The organism is Herbaspirillum sp. 1173 (assembly GCF_031455335.1).
Taxonomy (GTDB): Bacteria; Pseudomonadota; Gammaproteobacteria; order Burkholderiales; family Burkholderiaceae_D; genus Herbaspirillum; species Herbaspirillum huttiense.
In genome coordinates this window covers 582,332-599,664 of the sequence record NZ_JAVDSP010000002.1, presented here as the reverse complement: position 1 = coordinate 599,664, position 17,333 = coordinate 582,332, and the positions used below count along the sequence as shown (strand labels likewise).

The following is a 17,333-nucleotide window of genomic DNA, read 5'->3' as shown; positions in this document are numbered from 1 at the left end:
CTGAAAGTAAAAGCACTAAATTATTCACAGATAAAGGGTTCAGGCCATGGAAAAAGCAAAGATACCGGTCATCACCATCGATGGCCCGACCGCCTCCGGCAAGGGCACCGTGGCGCAGAAGGTGGCGCGGCAACTGGGTTTCCATTACCTGGATTCGGGCGCGCTGTACCGCCTGACGGCGCTGTCCGTGCTGCGCCGCGGCGTAGCCCTGGATGACGAACACGCCCTGGCCAAGGCGGCCGAGCACCTGCACTGTCATTTCGATGGCGGCCACATCTTCCTGGCCAATGAAGACGTGACCCAGGCCATCCGCGCCGAAGAGGTCGGCAATACCGCCTCCAAGATCGCGGCACTGATCACAGTGCGCCAGGCCTTGTACGGCCTGCAGTTGTCATTCAGGAAACCTCCCGGCCTGGTGGCCGACGGCCGCGACATGGGCACCGTCATCTTCCCCGGTGCCCGTCTGAAGGTGTTTTTGACCGCCAGTGTGGAAGCACGCGCTACAAGACGCTATAAGCAATTGATTGACAAGGGTTTTTCTGCTAATATCGAAGACCTCTCCAGAGATTTGAAGGAGCGCGACGAACGCGACATGAATCGCTCGTCGGCCCCCTTGAAGGCTGCGGAGGGTGCATATCACCTGGATACATCCGACATGACCGCTGACGAAGCGGTGCAGCAGGTACTCAGCTGGTACGCTGCCCTGGGGCACTGAAATCCGTTGCAATCCGCTTGAAACGGCCCGTTCAGCACCCATCATGGGCAAGTCCTTGTTGTACCCGTAGTGCCATTGGTGCCCGGCAGATGCAAAGTCTGACGGGTGTTGATAAACCTAACCCAGTACCCATGTCGTCGGCGGCAACGAAGACGGCAGTGCAAGTCAGTCTGATTGCATCACACGGATACCGGCCAATCTTTCTTACTTTCTTTTATGTCTACCACTACCGTTATCGCTGCAGGTGTTGATACCTCCAGCGAATTTGCTGCTCTGTTCGAAGAATCGCTGTCGCGTCAGGACATGCGTTCGGGTGAAGTCATCTCGGCAGAAGTCGTGCGCCTGGATCACAACTTCGTGATCGTCAACGCCGGCCTGAAGTCCGAAGCATTCATCCCTGTTGAAGAATTCAAGAACGACAACGGCGAAGTCGAAGTCAACGTCGGCGACTTCATCTCCGTTGCGATCGAATCCCTGGAAAACGGTTTCGGCGACACCATCCTGTCGCGCGACAAGGCCAAGCGTCTGGCATCGTGGCTCTCGCTGGAAAAGGCGATGGAGTCCGGCGAGATCGTCACCGGTACCGTCAATGGCAAGGTCAAGGGCGGCCTGACCGTTCTGACCAACGGCATCCGTGCCTTCCTGCCGGGTTCGCTGGTCGACACCCGTCCGGTCAAGGACACCACCCCGTTCGAAGGCAAGACCCTGGAATTCAAGGTCATCAAGCTGGACCGCAAGCGCAACAACGTCGTTCTGTCGCGCCGTGCCGTGATCGAAGCCTCGATGGGCGAAGAGCGCGCCAAGCTGATGGAAACCCTGAAGGAAGGCACCGTCGTCACCGGTATCGTCAAGAACATCACCGACTACGGTGCGTTCGTTGACCTGGGTGGCATCGACGGCCTGCTGCACATCACCGACCTGGCATGGCGTCGCGTGCGTCACCCGTCGGAAGTGCTGTCGGTTGGCCAAGAGATCACCGCCAAGGTCCTCAAGTACGATCAAGAGAAGAACCGCGTCTCCCTGGGCGTCAAGCAGCTGGGCGACGATCCGTGGACCGGTCTGTCGCGTCGCTACCCGCAAGGCACCCGCCTGTTCGGCAAGGTCACCAACCTGACCGACTACGGTGCATTCGTGGAAGTCGAACAAGGCATCGAAGGCCTGGTGCACGTCTCCGAAATGGACTGGACCAACAAGAACGTGGCCCCGAACAAGGTTGTCCAGCTGGGCGACGAAGTCGAAGTCATGGTTCTGGAAATCGACGAAGAGCGTCGTCGTATCTCCCTGGGCATGAAGCAGTGCAAGCCGAACCCGTGGGACGACTTCGCCATGAGCCACAAGAAGGGCGACAAGGTCAAGGGTTCGATCAAGTCGATCACCGACTTCGGCGTGTTCATCGGCCTGCCGGGCAACATCGACGGCCTGGTGCACCTGTCCGACCTGTCCTGGACCGAAGCTGGCGAAGAAGCCGTGCGCAAGTTCAAGAAGGGCGACGAGCTGGAAGCCGTTGTGCTGGCCATCGACGTGGAACGCGAGCGCGTCTCCCTGGGCGTGAAGCAACTGGAAGGCGACCCGTTCAACAACTTCGCAGCCCTGAACGACAAGGGTGCGATCGTGACCGGTACCGTCAAGTCGGTTGAGCCCAAGGGCGCCGTGATCCAGCTGACCGACGAAGTCGAAGGCTACCTGCGCGCTTCCGAAATCTCCCGCGACCGCGTGGAAGATGCCGGTACCCACCTGAAGGTTGGCGACGCCGTCGAAGCCCTGGTCATCAACATCGACCGCAAGGCTCGCAGCATCCAGCTGTCGATCAAGGCCAAGGACAACGCCGAGACCCAGGAAGCCATGCAGAAGATGTCGGCTGACTCCAACGCTGCTTCGGGCACCACCAGCCTGGGCGCGCTGCTGAAGGCCAAGCTCGACAACAAGAACTGATCTTCCGGTCACGATGACAAAGTCGGAGCTGATCGCCCGTCTGGCTGAGCGTTATCCGCAACTTGTTGCCAAGGATGCGGATTACGCGGTCAAAACCATCCTCGATGCCATGGTCGACGCGCTCGCGACCGGCCAGCGCATCGAGATCCGTGGCTTTGGCAGCTTCGCGCTCAACCGCCGTCCGCCGCGTATCGGCCGCAATCCCAAGTCCGGCGACAAGGTGATGGTCCCTGAAAAACGGGTCCCCCACTTCAAGCCGGGCAAGGAATTGCGCGAACGCGTCGATGCGATGGTCGGCCAGCCAATCCGCGAGGATTGACCCGGCTGGGCCTGTGACCAGGCAGTTCTTGTGGTGCGCAGATGAAGTTTTCTGCGCCCGCGAGCAGTAACAATGGTTGAAAGCTGCACACTCGCGCACCGCTAGGTGAACGGGTGTAAAGGCTGATCAACAAAATGAACGGCATCTTTGGATGCCGTTTTTTTTCACGTACAATCCCGATTTACCCTGGATTGACCGGGAATGCGCGCGAAATCGGCGCGATTTTTCCGGCCAGCGCAATAATGCTGCGGACCGGCACCGTCCTCGCGCATCGCCTTTATCGTCATGGGGGTTGCGCATCGCTTGCCGGCGAGCTTGGCCTTCGGGCCTCCGGGCTAACCACGACCCGCCAGAAAGGATTACGCCATGAAAATACTGTCCCGATTGATCGCGGCCATCCTGTTCGTGTTCTTCTTTTTCTTCGCCCTGCGCAATACCCAGGAAGTGACCATGCACTTCTTCCTCGGTTATGAACGCACCGACCCGCTGGTACTGGTGCTGCTGGCCTTCTTCGTGATCGGCGCGATCCTGGGCGTGCTGGCCATGGTGCCGCTGGTGATGCGCCACCGCCGCGAAGCCTCGCGCTACCGGAAGGCCCTGTCGCAAGTCCAGAAGCAGCAGGAAGAGATCGCCCAGGTGCAGGCCCAGCCGCCGCAGCCTGACAGCGTGATCACCGCGCAGCACATCCTCTAATTGCCTCTCACTGTTTATGGAATTTGAATTTTGGTGGTTGCTCGGCATCCCGGTCTTCTTCGGCCTGGGGTGGATTGCCGCGCGGGTGGATATCAACCAGTTGCTGTCCGAGTCGCGCACACTGCCGCGCGGCTACTTCAAGGGGCTCAACTTCCTCCTGAACGAGCAACCCGACAAGGCCATCGACGCCTTCATCGAGATCGTCAAGCTGGATCCCGAGACGGTGGAATTGCACTTCGCCCTGGGCAACCTGTTCCGCCGCCGCGGCGAGACCGAGCGCGCCATCCGCGTGCACCAGAACCTGCTGGCGCGTCCCGACCTGCCGGCCGAGCACCAGGGCCATGCGCTCTATGAGCTGGGCCAGGATTACCTGAAGGCGGGCTTGCTGGACCGCGCTGAAGAAACCTTCAACAAGCTCATCGACACCCCTTACAGCGCCCAGGCCGGCCGCGCCCTGCTGGAGATTTACCAGCGCGAGAAGGAATGGGAGCGCGCCATCTCCGCCGCCGAAATCCTGCAAGCCACGGGTGCCGGCGGCCGCCAGCGCGAAATCGCCCAGTTCTACTGCGAGTTGGCCGCTGATGAACTGGTGCGCACCAACACCGATGCTGCCATGGCCCTGCTGGACAAGGCCCTGGCCGCCGACCGCAAGAGCGTGCGCGCCACCATGCTGATCGGCGATGCGCTGCGCGCGCGCGGCGACATCGAAGGCGCGCTGGAAACCTGGCGTCGGGTCGAGCACCAGAGCGTGCCGCACACCGCCCTGGTGGCGCAGCGCCTGATGGATGGCTACATCGCCGTCGGTCGCCCGCAGGAGGGCATCAACCTGCTGCGCGCCTACCTGGCGGAAGCCCCGTCGATCGATCTGCTGGAAGTGGTCTTCAAGGCCGTGCTGGACGCCGACGGCATCGATGCCGCCAACGTGCTGGTGAGCGACGAACTGCGCCGTACGCCGACGCTGCTGGGTCTGGACAAGTTCCTGGAAGCGCGCATGATGAGCGCGCCCCAGACCGTGCGCCCCGAGCTGGCCGTGGTCAAGACCCTGGTGCACGGCTATACGCAGAAGCTGGCGCGCTACCAGTGCAGCCATTGCGGCTTCAAGGCGCGCCAGTTCTACTGGCAATGCCCGGGCTGCAGCCAGTGGGAAACGTACCCGCCGCGCCGCACTGAAGAATTGAATGTCATGAATTGAGGCCCTCGCGGGCCGTACTTGAACTCTGGATCTACCATGAAAATCACCATCATCGGCACCGGCTACGTAGGCCTGGTGACCGGGGCCTGCCTGGCCGAACTGGGTAACGACGTCTTCTGCCTGGACGTTGACCAGCGCAAGGTCGACATCCTCAACAACGGCGGCATTCCCATCCACGAACCTGGCCTGGAAGAAGTGGTGGCCCGCAATCGCGCTGCCGGTCGTCTGCACTTCTCTACCGATGTGGCAGCCAGCGTGGCCCATGGTGACATTCAGTTCATCGCCGTCGGCACCCCGCCGGATGAAGATGGTTCGGCCGACCTGCAATACGTGCTGGCGGCGGCCCGCAACATCGGCCGCCATATGGAAGGTTTCAAGGTCGTGGTCGACAAGTCCACCGTGCCGGTCGGAACTGCCGACCGCGTCACGGCAGCAATCAGGGAGGAGCTGGCGGGGCGTGGCAAGACTGAACTGAGCTTCTCGGTCGTCTCCAATCCGGAATTCCTGAAGGAAGGGGCGGCCGTCGAAGACTTCATGCGTCCTGACCGCATCGTCATCGGCCATGACCAGACCGCCGAAGGCCTGCGTGCGCAGACCCTCATGAAGAAGCTCTACGCACCCTTCAACCGCAATCACGAACGCACCTACTGGATGGACGTCCGCTCGGCCGAGTTCACCAAGTATGCGGCCAATGCCATGCTGGCCACGCGCATTTCCTTCATGAATGAACTGGCCAACCTGGCCGATCGCGTCGGTGCCGATATCGAATCCGTGCGCCACGGCATCGGCTCCGATCCGCGCATCGGCCACAGTTTCCTGTACGCCGGCTGCGGCTATGGCGGCTCCTGCTTCCCCAAGGATGTGCAGGCGCTGGAACGCACTGCGCGGGACTATGACCAGTCGCTTCTGATCCTGCGGGCCGTGGAGCAGGTCAACGACCTGCAGAAACACGTGCTGGGCAAGAAGGTCGTGACGCGCTTCGGCGAAGACCTCGCCGGCAAGCATTTCGCCATCTGGGGGCTGGCCTTCAAGCCCAATACCGACGACATGCGCGAGGCCTCTTCGCGCGTGCTGATCGGCGAACTGGTGCGCCGTGGTGCCAGCGTGGCGGTCTATGATCCGGTCGCCATGAAGGAAGCTGCGCGCGTGCTGGAACTGGACTTCGCCGACGAGTCCGACCGTCTGCAGCAGATCCGCTTTGCGGCTTCCCCGATGGATACCCTGCAGGGTGCGGATGCACTGGCCATCGTCACCGAATGGAAGGCTTTCCGCAGCCCCGATCTTGAACGCGTCAAGGCAGCGCTGAAGCATCCGGTGATCTTTGACGGCCGCAACCTGTTCGATCCGCAGCTGATGGCCGACAGCGGCATCGAGTACTACGGCATCGGCCGTTCTCTCCAAGCCCGCGCGCAGTAAGCTGCCGCGCCCCTGAACCTGAAGACGGACAAGATCGTGGACAAGAACATCGCGGCAGCCTGGGATTCCGCCCGCATCCTCATCGTGGGCGACGTCATGCTGGACCGCTACTGGTTCGGCGAAGTCAATCGCATCTCGCCGGAAGCTCCGGTGCCGGTGGTGCGCGTGGAGCGCAAGGAAGAGCGCCTGGGCGGTGCCGCCAACGTGGCCCGCAATACCGCCAGCCTGGGTGCGCAGACGGCGCTGCTGGGCGTGACCGGCGACGATGAACCGGCGCGCGTGATGGAGAGCATGCTGGGCGAGATGGGCATTCGCAGCCATCTCAACCGCGATCCTGGCATTTCCACCATCGTCAAGCTGCGCGTGATCGGCCGCCAGCAGCAGCTGGTGCGCATCGATTTTGAAGAAGCGCCTACCGATACGGTGTTGCGCGACAAGCTCACGCAATTCAATTCACTGGTGGCCGATTACGATGTGATCATCTTTTCCGATTACGCCAAGGGCGGCCTGGTCAACGTTGCCGAGATGATCGCGACGGCCAGCAAGCTCGGCAAGCGTATCCTGGTCGATCCCAAGGGCGATGATTTCGCGCGCTATGCCGGGGCCTCCGTGCTCACGCCCAACAAGTCGGAACTGGTGCGCATCGTCGGCCAATGGAAGAACGAGGAAGACCTCACCGAGCGCGCCCAGAAGCTGCGCGCCGAGCTCAAACTGGAAGCCCTGCTGCTGACCCGCTCGGAAGAGGGCATGAGCCTGTATCGCGAGGGCGAGGTTACGCACTTCCCGACCATGGCGCGTGAAGTCTTTGACGTCTCCGGTGCCGGCGATACCGTCATCGGCACGCTGGCCGTGATGCTGGGTGCAGGGGCCTCGCTGGTCGATGCGGTGACCATGGCCAACCGGGCCGGCGGCATCGTGGTCGGCAAGCTGGGCACCGCCACCGTCACGCGCGAGGAGTTGCTGGCGGGCTGATTTGAGGACTGTTTCTAGCGGAATTTCGGTCAACAGGCGGGTTCGGTTTTCGTTGAGCAAGGGCAGTCCATCTTCCGGTGGACTGCCCTTTGTTTTTTCCTCCAACCGAACGTTGAAAGTCGAAAGGACACATCATGTTGAAGAAAACCCTGCTGTTCATCCTCAGCTTCTTCGCCGCCACCGCCCTGGCCTGGGCTGAGGTGGACGTCAACAAGGCCGACCAGGCCGCCCTGGATGGGGTGCGCGGCATCGGCCCCTCGATGTCCAAACGCATCCTGGAAGAGCGCCAGAAGGGCGGTGCCTTCAAGGACTGGGCCGATCTGGAGAAGCGCGTCAAGGGCATCAAGGACAAGGCGGCCGTGAAGTTGTCCGCCAATGGCCTGACCGTCAACGGCCAGGCCAAGGCGGGAGCCGCCGCACCGGCCGCCAAGGAAGGCAAAGCCTCACGCGCTGAGAACAAGGGCAAGGAGGGCGCGGCCAAGTCCGGCAAGAGCGACGACAAGACGGCAGAGAAGGGCGCTGACAAGAGCGCTGACAAGGCCCCGGACAAGGCCGGCGGCAAGTGATGCCAAGGCAGGCCAGGGAGCTGGGGAGCCTGCCGTTTCCGGCGGTGCAAGCGGCAACGAAAGTCGGTCCTCACGGTTCATATTGATATATGCAATTGTGAACAACTATTTCTTGTTTCTGCAAAAATTTGGGGTTAAAGTCATCCGAAGCCTGTCGTTAACGTCGGCAACCACGTCCATTCTGATTCTGCGCTGATGACCATGAGAATCGCCGAGCTACCCGCCAATGAAGCCGCCCGTATCGACGCCCTGCATTCGCTGCGCATCCTCGATACGCCCCGCGAAGAGCGATTCGACCGGCTGACGCGCCTGGCGCGGCGACTGTTCGACGTGCCGATGGCGGTGGTGACCCTGATCGATGTCAACCGGCAGTGGTTCAAATCCTGCGTGGGCATGGGCGACGCCTCGGAAACTTCGCGCGACATTTCTTTCTGCGCTCATGCCATCCTGCATGAAGGCATGACGGTCGTACCCGATGCCCGGCTGGATGAGCGTTTTGCCGAAAATCCACAGGTCACCGGCGAACCCTTCATCCGTTTCTACGCGGGCTGCCCCATCAAGAGTGAAAGCGGCTTCACTCTGGGTACCTTGTGCCTGGTCGATCTCAAGCCGCGCGACTTCGATGCGGATGAACAGGCCCTGCTCAAGGATCTGGCCGCCATGGTGGAACAGGAGCTGGCCGCGGTGAAACTGGCCACCATCGACGACCTGACCGGTGTGTCCAACCGGCGCGGCTTCGAGGCGCTGGCGCGGCACGCCATGGCCACCAGCAAGCGCACCGGGCGCCCGGCCTGCATGCTGGGATTCGACCTCAATCAGTTCAAGCAGATCAACGATCGCTTCGGCCATGCCGCCGGCGACCTGGCGCTGGCCGATTTTGCCGGCCTGCTGCTGACGACCTTGCGCGAGTCCGATGTCGTCGGCCGCCTGGGCGGGGATGAATTCGCGGTGTTCCTGACCAATACCGACGAGACCGATGTGCCGGTGGTCCTGTCACATCTGCAGAAGGCCGTACAGGCCTTCAACCAGAACGGTGGGCGCGAGTACCAGCTGGATTACTGCGTCGGCGTGGCCCAGTACGATGCGGCCAGCCATGCCGATCTGTCGGACCTGATGGGCAGCGCTGACCACGCCATGTATCAGCGCAAGAAAGCGCGCAGCGCCCCGGCTTGAAGGGACGGCAGCGCAGTGGATGCAGGCAAAGGCGTTGGCGGCGGCGAAATAGCTTAAAATGCCCCCCTGAGCCAAAAAGCCCACAGCAGCCACTCCATGTCCTATCAAGTTCTCGCCCGTAAATACCGTCCCCGCAGCTTCGACACCCTGGTCGGCCAGGAACACGTCGTGCGCGCGCTGACGCACGCGCTCGAACAGCAGCGGCTGCACCACGCCTATCTCTTCACCGGGACCCGCGGCGTGGGCAAGACCACGCTCTCGCGCATCCTGGCCAAGTCGCTCAACTGCGTCGGCCCTGATGGCACCGGCGGCATCACCGCTGCACCCTGCGGCGTATGCGAAGCCTGTGTGGCCATCGATGCCGGCCGCTTCGTCGACTACATCGAAATGGATGCCGCCTCCAACCGTGGCGTGGACGAGATGGCGCAGCTGCTGGAGCAGGCCATCTATGCACCGTCGAATGCACGCTTCAAGGTCTACATGATCGACGAAGTGCACATGCTCACCAACCACGCCTTCAACGCCATGTTGAAGACGCTGGAAGAGCCGCCGGAGCACATCAAGTTCATCCTGGCCACCACCGATCCGCAAAAGATTCCCGTGACCGTGCTGTCGCGCTGCCTGCAGTTCAACCTCAAGCAGATGCCGCCCGGCCACATCATCGGCCACCTCGACAACATCCTGAACCAGGAGGGCATCGAATTCGATCCGCCCGCGCTGCGCCTGCTGGCGCAAGGGGCTTCGGGTTCCATGCGCGATGCGCTGTCGCTGACCGACCAGGCCATCGCCTATGCCGCCGGCAAGGTCACCCTGGAAGCGGTGCAGGGCATGCTGGGTGCGCTGGACCAGTCGTACCTGATCCGCGTCCTCGATGCGCTGGCGGTGCAGGATGGTGCCGCCTTGCTGGGTGTGGCCGATGACATGGCCACCCGCAGCCTGTCGTACAACGCCGCCCTGCAGGACCTGGGCACGCTGCTGCACCAGATTGCACTGGCGCAGGCAGTGCCGGCGGCGCTGGCCGATGACCTGCCCAATCGCGAAGATATCCTGCGCCTGTCCGCTCAGTTCAGTCCGGAACATGTGCAGTTGTTCTACCAGATCGCCGTCCACGGCCGCAATGAACTGGGCCTGGCCCCCGATGAATATGCAGGTTTCAGCATGACGCTCGTGCGCATGCTGGCCTTCCGCCCGGTCAGTGCCAGCGCGAGCGGTCCGGTACCGGCAGCGCCCGCGCCGGGTGCTGCTCGTCCGGCCACGCCGCGCCAGGCTGCCCCGCTGCTGGCGCCGCAGGCGGCCGTGACCAGTGCGCCGGTCAGCCGCGCGCAACCGGCCGCTGTACCCGCTGCTGCGCCGGCCGCACCGGCCTCAGCGCCTGCCGCAAGCCCGACGGCCGCAGCGGCGCCCGCACCAGCAGCACCGATGCCTGCGGCACCTGCAGCACCCGCAGCCCCGACATCCGCCCGTGAAGCTGCACTGATGGCCTTGCGTGGTGGCAAGGGCGGCAAGGGCGCTGCCCGACCCGCCGCGGCTACGCCAGCCCCGGCACCCTCAGCGGTCCCGGCAGCAGCTGCGCCGATGGCCAGCGCGCCGGCCGCCGCTCCAGCTGCCGCAGCGGCACCGGCTCCCAAGGCTGTCCGTGCCGCCTCCGCCATGCCGCCGGACATGCCGGAACCGCCGCCCTTCGATTCCATCCCGCCCTGGGAAGATGACTCCGGTGCGTCCGCCATGCCGCCGTCCGCCCCCATGCCGGAGTTCGCGGAGCAACGCATGCAGGCTGCTCCCGCCGCTGCCCCAGCGCCAGCCGCACCGGCCTCCGCAGAACCCCCCGCGCCCCAGCGCCCGGCCGCCACGCCCGCACAGCAGCAGGAAACCGCGCGCATCGCCGCCGAACTGGGCTGGGATGGCCACTGGCCGACGCTGGCTGCCAGCCTCACCACGCTGCGCGGCGTGGCGCACCAGATGGCATTTCAGAGTGAACTGGTACGCTGTGAAGCGCTCAATGGAGGCAATGTGTGCTTCCATCTGCGTATCCCGCTGGAAACCTTGCGCTCCTCGGGCAGTATCGAAAAACTGATCGCCGCCCTGTCCGAGCGTTTCGGCAAGGAAATCCGCGTCGAGACCGAGATCGGTGCCGTCTCCGATACCGCCAACGCGGTGGCCGAGGCCGAACGGGCCGAGCGCCAGCGCAAGGCCGAACAGAAGATGAAGAGCGATCCCTTCGTGATGAGCATGATGCGCGAGTTCGGCGCCACCATCGTGCCGGGGTCGATCCAGGCGTTGTGAGACGTGCACGGCGCTGCTGGCGAGATTGCCGGCCGCCGAGCCAAACGCGATAGAATTCCGTGAATTGAAACAAGGAGCAATGAGCATGATGAAAGGTCAACTGGCAGGTCTGATGAAGCAAGCACAGGCCATGCAGGACAACATGAAGAAGGCCCAGGAACAGCTGGCCAGCATCGAAGTCGAGGGCCAGTCCGGTGCCGGCCTGGTGAAGGTGGTGATGACCTGTAAAAACGACGTCAAGCGCGTCTCCATCGACCCGTCGCTGCTGGCGGACGACAAGGACATGCTGGAAGACCTGGTCGCTGCAGCCTTCAACGACGCCGTCCGCAAGGCCGAAGCCACCGCCCAGGAAAAGATGTCCGGCGTGACCGCCGGCATGCCGCTGCCCCCGGGCTTCAAGATGCCGTTCTGATGCTGTGCCGGCCCGGTGGCTGCGACCGCCGGGCGCAGGCAGCATCGCGCAGGACAGTCTGATTCTGATGGAATGCAGGATTGCTTAGTGGAGGCACCATGTTCATCGTCTCGATCACGTACACCAAGCCGGCAAGCGAAATCGATTCCTTGCTGACCGCGCACAAGAAATTCCTCAACCAGCAATATGCCGAAGGCGTATTCCTGATGTCCGGCCGCAAGGTGCCGCGTACCGGCGGCATCATCATTGCCGACTGTGCCGACCGTGCCGAGATCGAAGCCATCATGGAATCCGATCCCTTCTTCATCGGCGGCGTGGCCGAATACGAGATCATCGAATTCGTCCCCTCCATGACGGCCGAGGCACTCGAAGCCTTCCGCTATTCCGTAGACCGCAATTGAAAACGCCCTCCAGTCTCACCCTTCTGACCGAATCGCTGCGCCGGCTGCCCGGCATCGGCCCCAAGACCGCGCAGCGCATGGCTTTCCACCTGCTGCAGCACGACCGCGACGCCGCCGCCGGCCTGAGCCAGTCGCTCACCAAGGCGCTGGAAACCATTCGTCACTGCGCCCTGTGCAATACCTTCACCGAGCAGGTGGTCTGCGAGACCTGCCAGGACAGCCAGCGCGACCACACCCAGCTGTGCGTAGTGGAGTCGCCCTCGGACCAGGTCATGATCGAGCAGACCCTGACCTTCAAAGGCCTCTATTTCGTGCTCATGGGCCGGCTCTCGCCGCTGGACGGCATCGGCCCGCGCGACATCCATCTTGAAAAACTCATCACCCGCGCTACCGATGGCGTAGTCAGCGAAGTGGTGCTGGCCACCAACTTCACCAACGAAGGCGAAGCCACCGCCCACTACATCAGCGAAACGCTCAAGGCCCGCGGCCTGAAGGTGAGCCGCCTGGCGCGCGGCGTACCGGTCGGGGGCGAACTGGAATACGTGGACGCCGGCACCATCGCCCGCGCCATGCTGGATCGCCGTTCGACCTGAACCCGAGGCGACCGCAAGATCCGCACGAATCGCGGACGAGATCGTTTTCAGATGAAAAACTTGCAGGCATGACGTCGCCCATGCAGGTCAAAATGCGCGACATCGCGCGCATGCTGCAATAGAATGTGGACTTGCCGGCGTGCACGTACGACGTCAGGCCAGGAGCCGCAAGGGGGTGACCCACCCACATACTGCGCACTGCTCTTCGCCCGCCGCGCAGCATCACCCGAATCCATCGCATTCCAGGACACTGGCCAATACCCCACAAGAGCCCGGTCCGCAGCATCGACCAAGAGGAGAACACCGGAGCGCCCGCGCAGGCCGCGCCTGCCAGGCATCCGGTGCAAGCACGATGAGCACAGCCACATCCAAGCCCGGCCCGCTGGCCGGCATCAAGGTTCTTGAACTGGGCACGCTGATTGCGGGTCCTTTCTGTTCGCGCATGCTGGCCGAGTTCGGGGCCGAGGTCATCAAGATCGAAGCGCCCGGTGATGGCGACCCCCTGCGTCACTGGCGCGTGCTCAAGGACGGCACCTCGCTGTGGTGGTCGGTCCAGGCGCGCAACAAGAAGAGCATCACCCTGAACATGAAGGATGAGCGCGCCCAGGAGATCGCCCGCCAGCTCGCGCTGGACGCCGATGTCATCATCGAGAACTACCGCCCCGGCGTGCTCGAGAAGTGGAAGCTTGGCTATGAGGACCTGAAGCAACTCAATCCCGCCACCATCATGGTGCGCCTGTCCGGCTACGGCCAGACCGGTCCGCTGCGCGACCTGCCGGGCTTCGGTGCCATCGGTGAATCGATGGGCGGCATCCGCTACGTTTCCGGCCATCCGGACCGCCCGCCGGTACGCATTGGCATTTCCATCGGTGACTCCATCGCCGCATTGCACGGTGTGATCGGCGCCATGATGGCGCTGCGCCATCGCGATGTCAGCGGTGGCCGCTGGAACGGCAAGTCCGGTGCGGACTGCGTGGCAGGGCAGGGCCAGATGGTCGATGTGGCCTTGTACGAAGCGGTCTTCAACATGATGGAATCGATGGTGCCCGAGTTCGATTTCGCCGGCGTGGTGCGGGAGCGCACCGGCGGTGCGTTGCCCGGCATCGTCCCTTCCAACACCTACACCACCGGCGAAGGCATGAACATCGTCATCGCTGGCAATGGCGATGCCATCTTCAAACGTCTCATGAGTGCCATCGGCCGCGACGACATGGCCAATGATCCGGGCCTGGCACGCAACGATGGCCGCGTGCCGCGCACCCAAGAAATCGATGCCGCCATCCAGCAGTGGTGCAGCACGCAGACCATCGATTCGGCCCTGGCCACGCTGCAGGCAGCTGACGTCCCGGTCGGCAAGATCTACTCCGTCAAGGACATGATGAACGATGCCCAATTCCTGGCGCGCGACATGTTCGAGCAGCACCAGTTCGCCGATGGCACGCCGGTCAAGCTGCCGGGCATCACGCCCAAGATGTCGGAAACGCCCGGCCAGACCCGATGGCTGGGCCCGGAGCTGGGTGCCCACAGCGATGAAATCCTGCAATCGCTGGGGTATGATGAGGCCCACATCAAGAAGCTGCGGGACGCAGGCGTGGTCTGAAGCAGCATGACAAAGGCAGGCACCGGCACGGGGTCGCCTGCAACAAGCTGGACAACAAGCAGCACCCCCCATCCACACACGGAGGAGACACAATGAAATTGAGCTGGAAGCAATTGCTGATCGCCGCTGGCCTGTTCCTGGCCGGCTATTTTTCATTCAACGGCAGCGCCGGCGCGCAGGCGCTGGAAAAACCCAAGGTCTCCATCGCCGTGGGTGGCAAGAACCTGTTCTACTACCTGCCGCTGACCATTGCCGAGCAGCTCGGCTATTTCAAGGATGAAGGCCTGCAGGTCGAGATCTCCGACTTCGCCGGCGGTGCCAAGGCGCTGCAGGCCATGGTGGGCGGTAGCGCCGACGTGGTCTCGGGCGCTTTTGAACACACCATCAACATGCAGGCCAAGAACCAGCCCATCGTCGCCTTCGTGCTGCAGGGCCGGGCGCCGCAGATCGTGCTGGCGGTCAACAACAAGACCATGCCCAACTACAAGACCGTGGCCGACCTGAAGGGCAAGAAGATCGGCGTCACCGCACCGGGTTCTTCCACCAGCATCATGGCCAGCTACGTGCTGGCCAAGGCGGGCCTGAAGCCCACCGATGTTTCCTTCATCGGCGTGGGGGCGGCAGCCGGTGCCATCTCTGCGATCCGCTCGGGCCAGATCGACGCGATCGCCAACCTCGATCCGGTCATCTCCATGCTGGAGCAGAACAACGAGATCAAGGTCATCGCCGACACCCGTACCCTGAAGGACACCAATGATGTCTTCGGTGGTCCCATGCCGGCGGCAACCCTGTATGCACCGGCGGCCTTCGTGCAGAAGTATCCCAATACCACGCAAGCCCTGACCAATGCCATGGTGCGCGCGCTGAAGTGGATCCAGAAGGCCGGTCCCTCCGACATCATCAAGGCCGTCCCGGAAAGCTATCTGCTGGGCGACCGTTCGCTCTACATCGATGCCTTCATGAAGGTGCGCCAGGCCATTTCGCCGGACGGCTACTTCCCGCCGGGCGGTCCGGATACGGCGCTGCGCACGCTGAAGGCCTTCGAGCCCTCGCTGGCGGACAAGCAGATCGATCTGTCCAAGACCTTCACCAATTCCTTCGTACAGAAGGCCAACGCCAAGTACAAGTAAGCACAGGCAAGGCGCTCCCGTCCCGTGCGAACGCACCGCAAATGCCCGGCAACGGGCATTTGCGCATCTTGGGCAGGGAGTGCTCAGCTTCTTTTCAGCTTCTTTCGTCTCCTCCAACCGGGCCGCAGCCGCCCGCACCACCATGACGCCAGCACTCCAGTTCGACAACATCACCTGCACCTTCGTCTCCAAGGACGACCGTTCCCAGCGCTACACCGCCGTGGCCAATACCGACCTCTCGATTGCGCCGGGCGAATTCGTTTCCGTGGTCGGCCCCACCGGCTGCGGCAAGTCCACCTTGCTCAATGTCGGGGCCGGATTGCTGCAACCGTCCTCGGGCAGCGTCAAGGTATTCGGTGAGGAACTCAAGGGCATCAACCGCCGCGCCGGCTACATGTTCCAGGCCGAGGCGCTGATGCCCTGGCGCAGCGCGCTGCAGAACGTGATCGCCGGCCTGCAGTATCGCGGCCATGAGGAAAAGGCGGCACAAGAACTGGGCGAACAATGGCTGGCGCGCGTGGGCCTGCAAGGCTTCGGCGACCGCTATCCGCACCAGCTCTCCGGCGGCATGCGCAAGCGCGTGGCGCTGGCGCAGACGCTGATCCTGGACCCGGACATCATCCTCATGGACGAACCTTTCTCCGCGCTCGATATCCAGACCCGCCAGCTGATGGAAAACGAAGTGCTGGACCTGTGGAACGCCAAGAAGAAAGCCGTGCTCTTCATCACCCACGATCTGGATGAAGCCATCGCCATGTCCGACCGCGTGATCGTATTGGCGGCCGGCCCCGGCACGCATCCCATCGGTGAATTCAGGATCGACCTGCCGCGCCCGCGCGACGTCGCCGAGATCCGCATGCATCCGCGTTTCGTCGAATTGCACCAGCAGATCTGGGATGTGCTGCGCGATGAAGTGCTCAAGGGCTATCAACAACAAAAGCGCGCAGCGTAAGCCGTACCGAACAGATCAGGGAAGAGAATCAGCATCATGTGGAAATTATTTAAACCGAATCACAAGAACATCCGTTTCTGGCAGCTGATGGTATTGGCCGTGGTGCTGCTGGTCTGGCACGTGGCCACGCGCAATCCGCAGACCGCCTTCTTCTTCGGCGAACCGCTGAAGGTGGCGCAGCGCATCTGGGAATGGTTCACCGTCGGCAGCGGCTCGCTGGAAGTGGGCATCGGCGACACCACCTTCTTCACGCTCAGCTTCCCGGCAGAAATCTATTCACATCTGTTGATCACGCTGACCGAAACCGTGCTGGCCTTCCTCATCGGCACCGTCTTCGGCCTGGCCATCGGCCTGTGGCTGGCGCTCTCGCCGACTGCCTCGGCCATCCTCGATCCCTATGTGAAGGCCGCCAACTCCATGCCGCGCGTGATCCTGGCGCCGATCTTCGCGATGTGGTTCGGCCTGGGCATCTGGTCCAAGGTGGCGCTGGCGGTGACGCTGGTGTTCTTCATCGTCTTCTTCAACGTCTACCAGGGCGTCAAGGAAGTCAGCCCGGTGGTGCTGGCCAATGCCCGCATGCTGGGCGCCAATGCACGTCAGCTGCTGCGTACGGTCTACCTGCCCTCGGCCACTTCATGGGTGTTTTCCAGTCTGCACACGTCCATCGGCCTGGCCTTCGTCGGGGCGGTGGTCGGTGAATACCTGGGCTCGGCGCGTGGCGTGGGCTACCTGATCCTGCAGGCCGAGGGCAGCTTCGACATCAACACCGTCTTTGCCGGCATCGTCGTGCTGACCATCTTTGCGCTGGTGCTGGACCTGGCCGTGGGGGGGATCGAGAAACGGCTCATGAAATGGCAGCCCAAGAGCGGGGAGACCGAAAAGCTCTGAGCTGGTTGCCATGAGGCACGGGTTTGAGGCGATATGAAGCTTCAGACGCGAGACCTGGCGCAAAAGGGCAGCGGGCGCGTACCCGCTGCCCTTTTT

Annotated in this window: 17 protein-coding genes; all 17 read left to right on the top strand. The window is 62.9% G+C overall.

The window, feature by feature from the left end; all coding sequences use genetic code 11:
- Positions 1 to 46 precede the first annotated feature (46 nt).
- The 17 genes from cmk (at position 47) to J2X56_RS10675 (ending at position 17,237) form a co-directional block, all read left to right on the top strand.
- Complete coding sequence (gene cmk / locus J2X56_RS10755) at positions 47 to 715, top strand: (d)CMP kinase (protein ID WP_034332767.1); 669 nt, start codon at positions 47 to 49, stop codon at positions 713 to 715.
- 216 nt (positions 716 to 931) lie between these two features.
- Complete coding sequence (gene rpsA / locus J2X56_RS10750; protein ID WP_008331552.1) at positions 932 to 2,647, top strand: 30S ribosomal protein S1; 1,716 nt, start codon at positions 932 to 934, stop codon at positions 2,645 to 2,647.
- A 13-nt stretch (positions 2,648 to 2,660) separates the two neighbouring features.
- Positions 2,661 to 2,966 carry an integration host factor subunit beta gene (locus J2X56_RS10745; RefSeq protein WP_006462119.1) on the top strand — a complete coding sequence of 102 codons (306 nt, stop codon included), beginning with the start codon at positions 2,661 to 2,663 and terminating at the stop codon, positions 2,964 to 2,966.
- Between the two features lie 366 nt (positions 2,967 to 3,332).
- Positions 3,333 to 3,659 carry a lipopolysaccharide assembly LapA domain-containing protein gene (locus J2X56_RS10740; protein WP_034332766.1) on the top strand — a complete coding sequence of 109 codons (327 nt, stop codon included), beginning with the start codon at positions 3,333 to 3,335 and terminating at the stop codon, positions 3,657 to 3,659.
- A 16-nt stretch (positions 3,660 to 3,675) separates the two neighbouring features.
- Positions 3,676 to 4,851, top strand: coding sequence for a lipopolysaccharide assembly protein LapB (lapB, locus tag J2X56_RS10735; RefSeq protein WP_034332765.1), 1,176 nt, complete (start codon positions 3,676 to 3,678; stop codon positions 4,849 to 4,851).
- Positions 4,852 to 4,887: 36 nt separating this feature from the next.
- Positions 4,888 to 6,267 (top strand): UDP-glucose/GDP-mannose dehydrogenase family protein, encoded by a 1,380-nt coding sequence (locus tag J2X56_RS10730; protein ID WP_121043533.1) that lies wholly within the window; start codon positions 4,888 to 4,890, stop codon positions 6,265 to 6,267.
- A 36-nt stretch (positions 6,268 to 6,303) separates the two neighbouring features.
- On the top strand, positions 6,304 to 7,239 hold the full coding sequence (gene rfaE1 / locus J2X56_RS10725) for a D-glycero-beta-D-manno-heptose-7-phosphate kinase (protein ID WP_121043530.1): 936 nt from the start codon (positions 6,304 to 6,306) through the stop codon (positions 7,237 to 7,239).
- Positions 7,240 to 7,373: 134 nt separating this feature from the next.
- Positions 7,374 to 7,805 carry a helix-hairpin-helix domain-containing protein gene (locus tag J2X56_RS10720; protein WP_134136668.1) on the top strand — a complete coding sequence of 144 codons (432 nt, stop codon included), beginning with the start codon at positions 7,374 to 7,376 and terminating at the stop codon, positions 7,803 to 7,805.
- A gap of 201 nt (positions 7,806 to 8,006) precedes the next feature.
- Complete coding sequence (locus tag J2X56_RS10715) at positions 8,007 to 8,978, top strand: diguanylate cyclase (RefSeq protein WP_134136853.1); 972 nt, start codon at positions 8,007 to 8,009, stop codon at positions 8,976 to 8,978.
- Positions 8,979 to 9,074: 96 nt separating this feature from the next.
- Entirely contained in the window at positions 9,075 to 11,261 is a 2,187-nt protein-coding gene (locus J2X56_RS10710) for a DNA polymerase III subunit gamma/tau (RefSeq protein WP_310160155.1), read from the top strand.
- Between the two features lie 85 nt (positions 11,262 to 11,346).
- A complete protein-coding gene (locus J2X56_RS10705; RefSeq protein ID WP_008331542.1) occupies positions 11,347 to 11,673 on the top strand; it encodes a YbaB/EbfC family nucleoid-associated protein in 327 nt (108 codons plus the stop codon).
- A 98-nt stretch (positions 11,674 to 11,771) separates the two neighbouring features.
- Entirely contained in the window at positions 11,772 to 12,074 is a 303-nt protein-coding gene (locus tag J2X56_RS10700; protein ID WP_034332759.1) for a YciI family protein, read from the top strand.
- On the top strand, positions 12,071 to 12,667 hold the full coding sequence (recR, locus tag J2X56_RS10695) for a recombination mediator RecR (protein WP_034332758.1): 597 nt from the start codon (positions 12,071 to 12,073) through the stop codon (positions 12,665 to 12,667). Before J2X56_RS10700 ends, recR begins: the two co-directional genes overlap by 4 nt.
- Positions 12,668 to 13,019: 352 nt before the next feature.
- Positions 13,020 to 14,267: a CaiB/BaiF CoA-transferase family protein gene (locus tag J2X56_RS10690; protein WP_121043522.1), complete on the top strand. Its 1,248-nt coding sequence runs from the start codon at positions 13,020 to 13,022 to the stop codon at positions 14,265 to 14,267.
- A 92-nt stretch (positions 14,268 to 14,359) separates the two neighbouring features.
- Positions 14,360 to 15,397: an ABC transporter substrate-binding protein gene (locus J2X56_RS10685; RefSeq protein WP_121043519.1), complete on the top strand. Its 1,038-nt coding sequence runs from the start codon at positions 14,360 to 14,362 to the stop codon at positions 15,395 to 15,397.
- 142 nt (positions 15,398 to 15,539) lie between these two features.
- On the top strand, positions 15,540 to 16,349 hold the full coding sequence (locus J2X56_RS10680) for an ABC transporter ATP-binding protein (protein WP_034332754.1): 810 nt from the start codon (positions 15,540 to 15,542) through the stop codon (positions 16,347 to 16,349).
- Positions 16,350 to 16,385: 36 nt separating this feature from the next.
- A complete protein-coding gene (locus tag J2X56_RS10675; RefSeq protein WP_121043516.1) occupies positions 16,386 to 17,237 on the top strand; it encodes an ABC transporter permease in 852 nt (283 codons plus the stop codon).
- Positions 17,238 to 17,333: the final 96 nt, after the last annotated feature.

What these genes read in the sequence shown, in the direction of transcription:
- cmk (WP_034332767.1), top strand. Translation starts at nt 47, where the DNA reads ATGGAAAAAGCAAAGATACCGGTCATCACCATCGATGGCCCGACCGCC.
- J2X56_RS10685 (WP_121043519.1), top strand. Translation starts at nt 14,360, where the DNA reads ATGAAATTGAGCTGGAAGCAATTGCTGATCGCCGCTGGCCTGTTCCTG.
- rpsA (WP_008331552.1), top strand. Translation starts at nt 932, where the DNA reads ATGTCTACCACTACCGTTATCGCTGCAGGTGTTGATACCTCCAGCGAA.
- J2X56_RS10675 (WP_121043516.1), top strand. Translation starts at nt 16,386, where the DNA reads ATGTGGAAATTATTTAAACCGAATCACAAGAACATCCGTTTCTGGCAG.
- J2X56_RS10740 (WP_034332766.1), top strand. Translation starts at nt 3,333, where the DNA reads ATGAAAATACTGTCCCGATTGATCGCGGCCATCCTGTTCGTGTTCTTC.
- J2X56_RS10715 (WP_134136853.1), top strand. Translation starts at nt 8,007, where the DNA reads ATGAGAATCGCCGAGCTACCCGCCAATGAAGCCGCCCGTATCGACGCC.
- J2X56_RS10710 (WP_310160155.1), top strand. Translation starts at nt 9,075, where the DNA reads ATGTCCTATCAAGTTCTCGCCCGTAAATACCGTCCCCGCAGCTTCGAC.
- J2X56_RS10730 (WP_121043533.1), top strand. Translation starts at nt 4,888, where the DNA reads ATGAAAATCACCATCATCGGCACCGGCTACGTAGGCCTGGTGACCGGG.
- J2X56_RS10700 (WP_034332759.1), top strand. Translation starts at nt 11,772, where the DNA reads ATGTTCATCGTCTCGATCACGTACACCAAGCCGGCAAGCGAAATCGAT.
- J2X56_RS10705 (WP_008331542.1), top strand. Translation starts at nt 11,347, where the DNA reads ATGATGAAAGGTCAACTGGCAGGTCTGATGAAGCAAGCACAGGCCATG.
- J2X56_RS10745 (WP_006462119.1), top strand. Translation starts at nt 2,661, where the DNA reads ATGACAAAGTCGGAGCTGATCGCCCGTCTGGCTGAGCGTTATCCGCAA.
- J2X56_RS10690 (WP_121043522.1), top strand. Translation starts at nt 13,020, where the DNA reads ATGAGCACAGCCACATCCAAGCCCGGCCCGCTGGCCGGCATCAAGGTT.
- lapB (WP_034332765.1), top strand. Translation starts at nt 3,676, where the DNA reads ATGGAATTTGAATTTTGGTGGTTGCTCGGCATCCCGGTCTTCTTCGGC.
- J2X56_RS10720 (WP_134136668.1), top strand. Translation starts at nt 7,374, where the DNA reads ATGTTGAAGAAAACCCTGCTGTTCATCCTCAGCTTCTTCGCCGCCACC.
- J2X56_RS10680 (WP_034332754.1), top strand. Translation starts at nt 15,540, where the DNA reads ATGACGCCAGCACTCCAGTTCGACAACATCACCTGCACCTTCGTCTCC.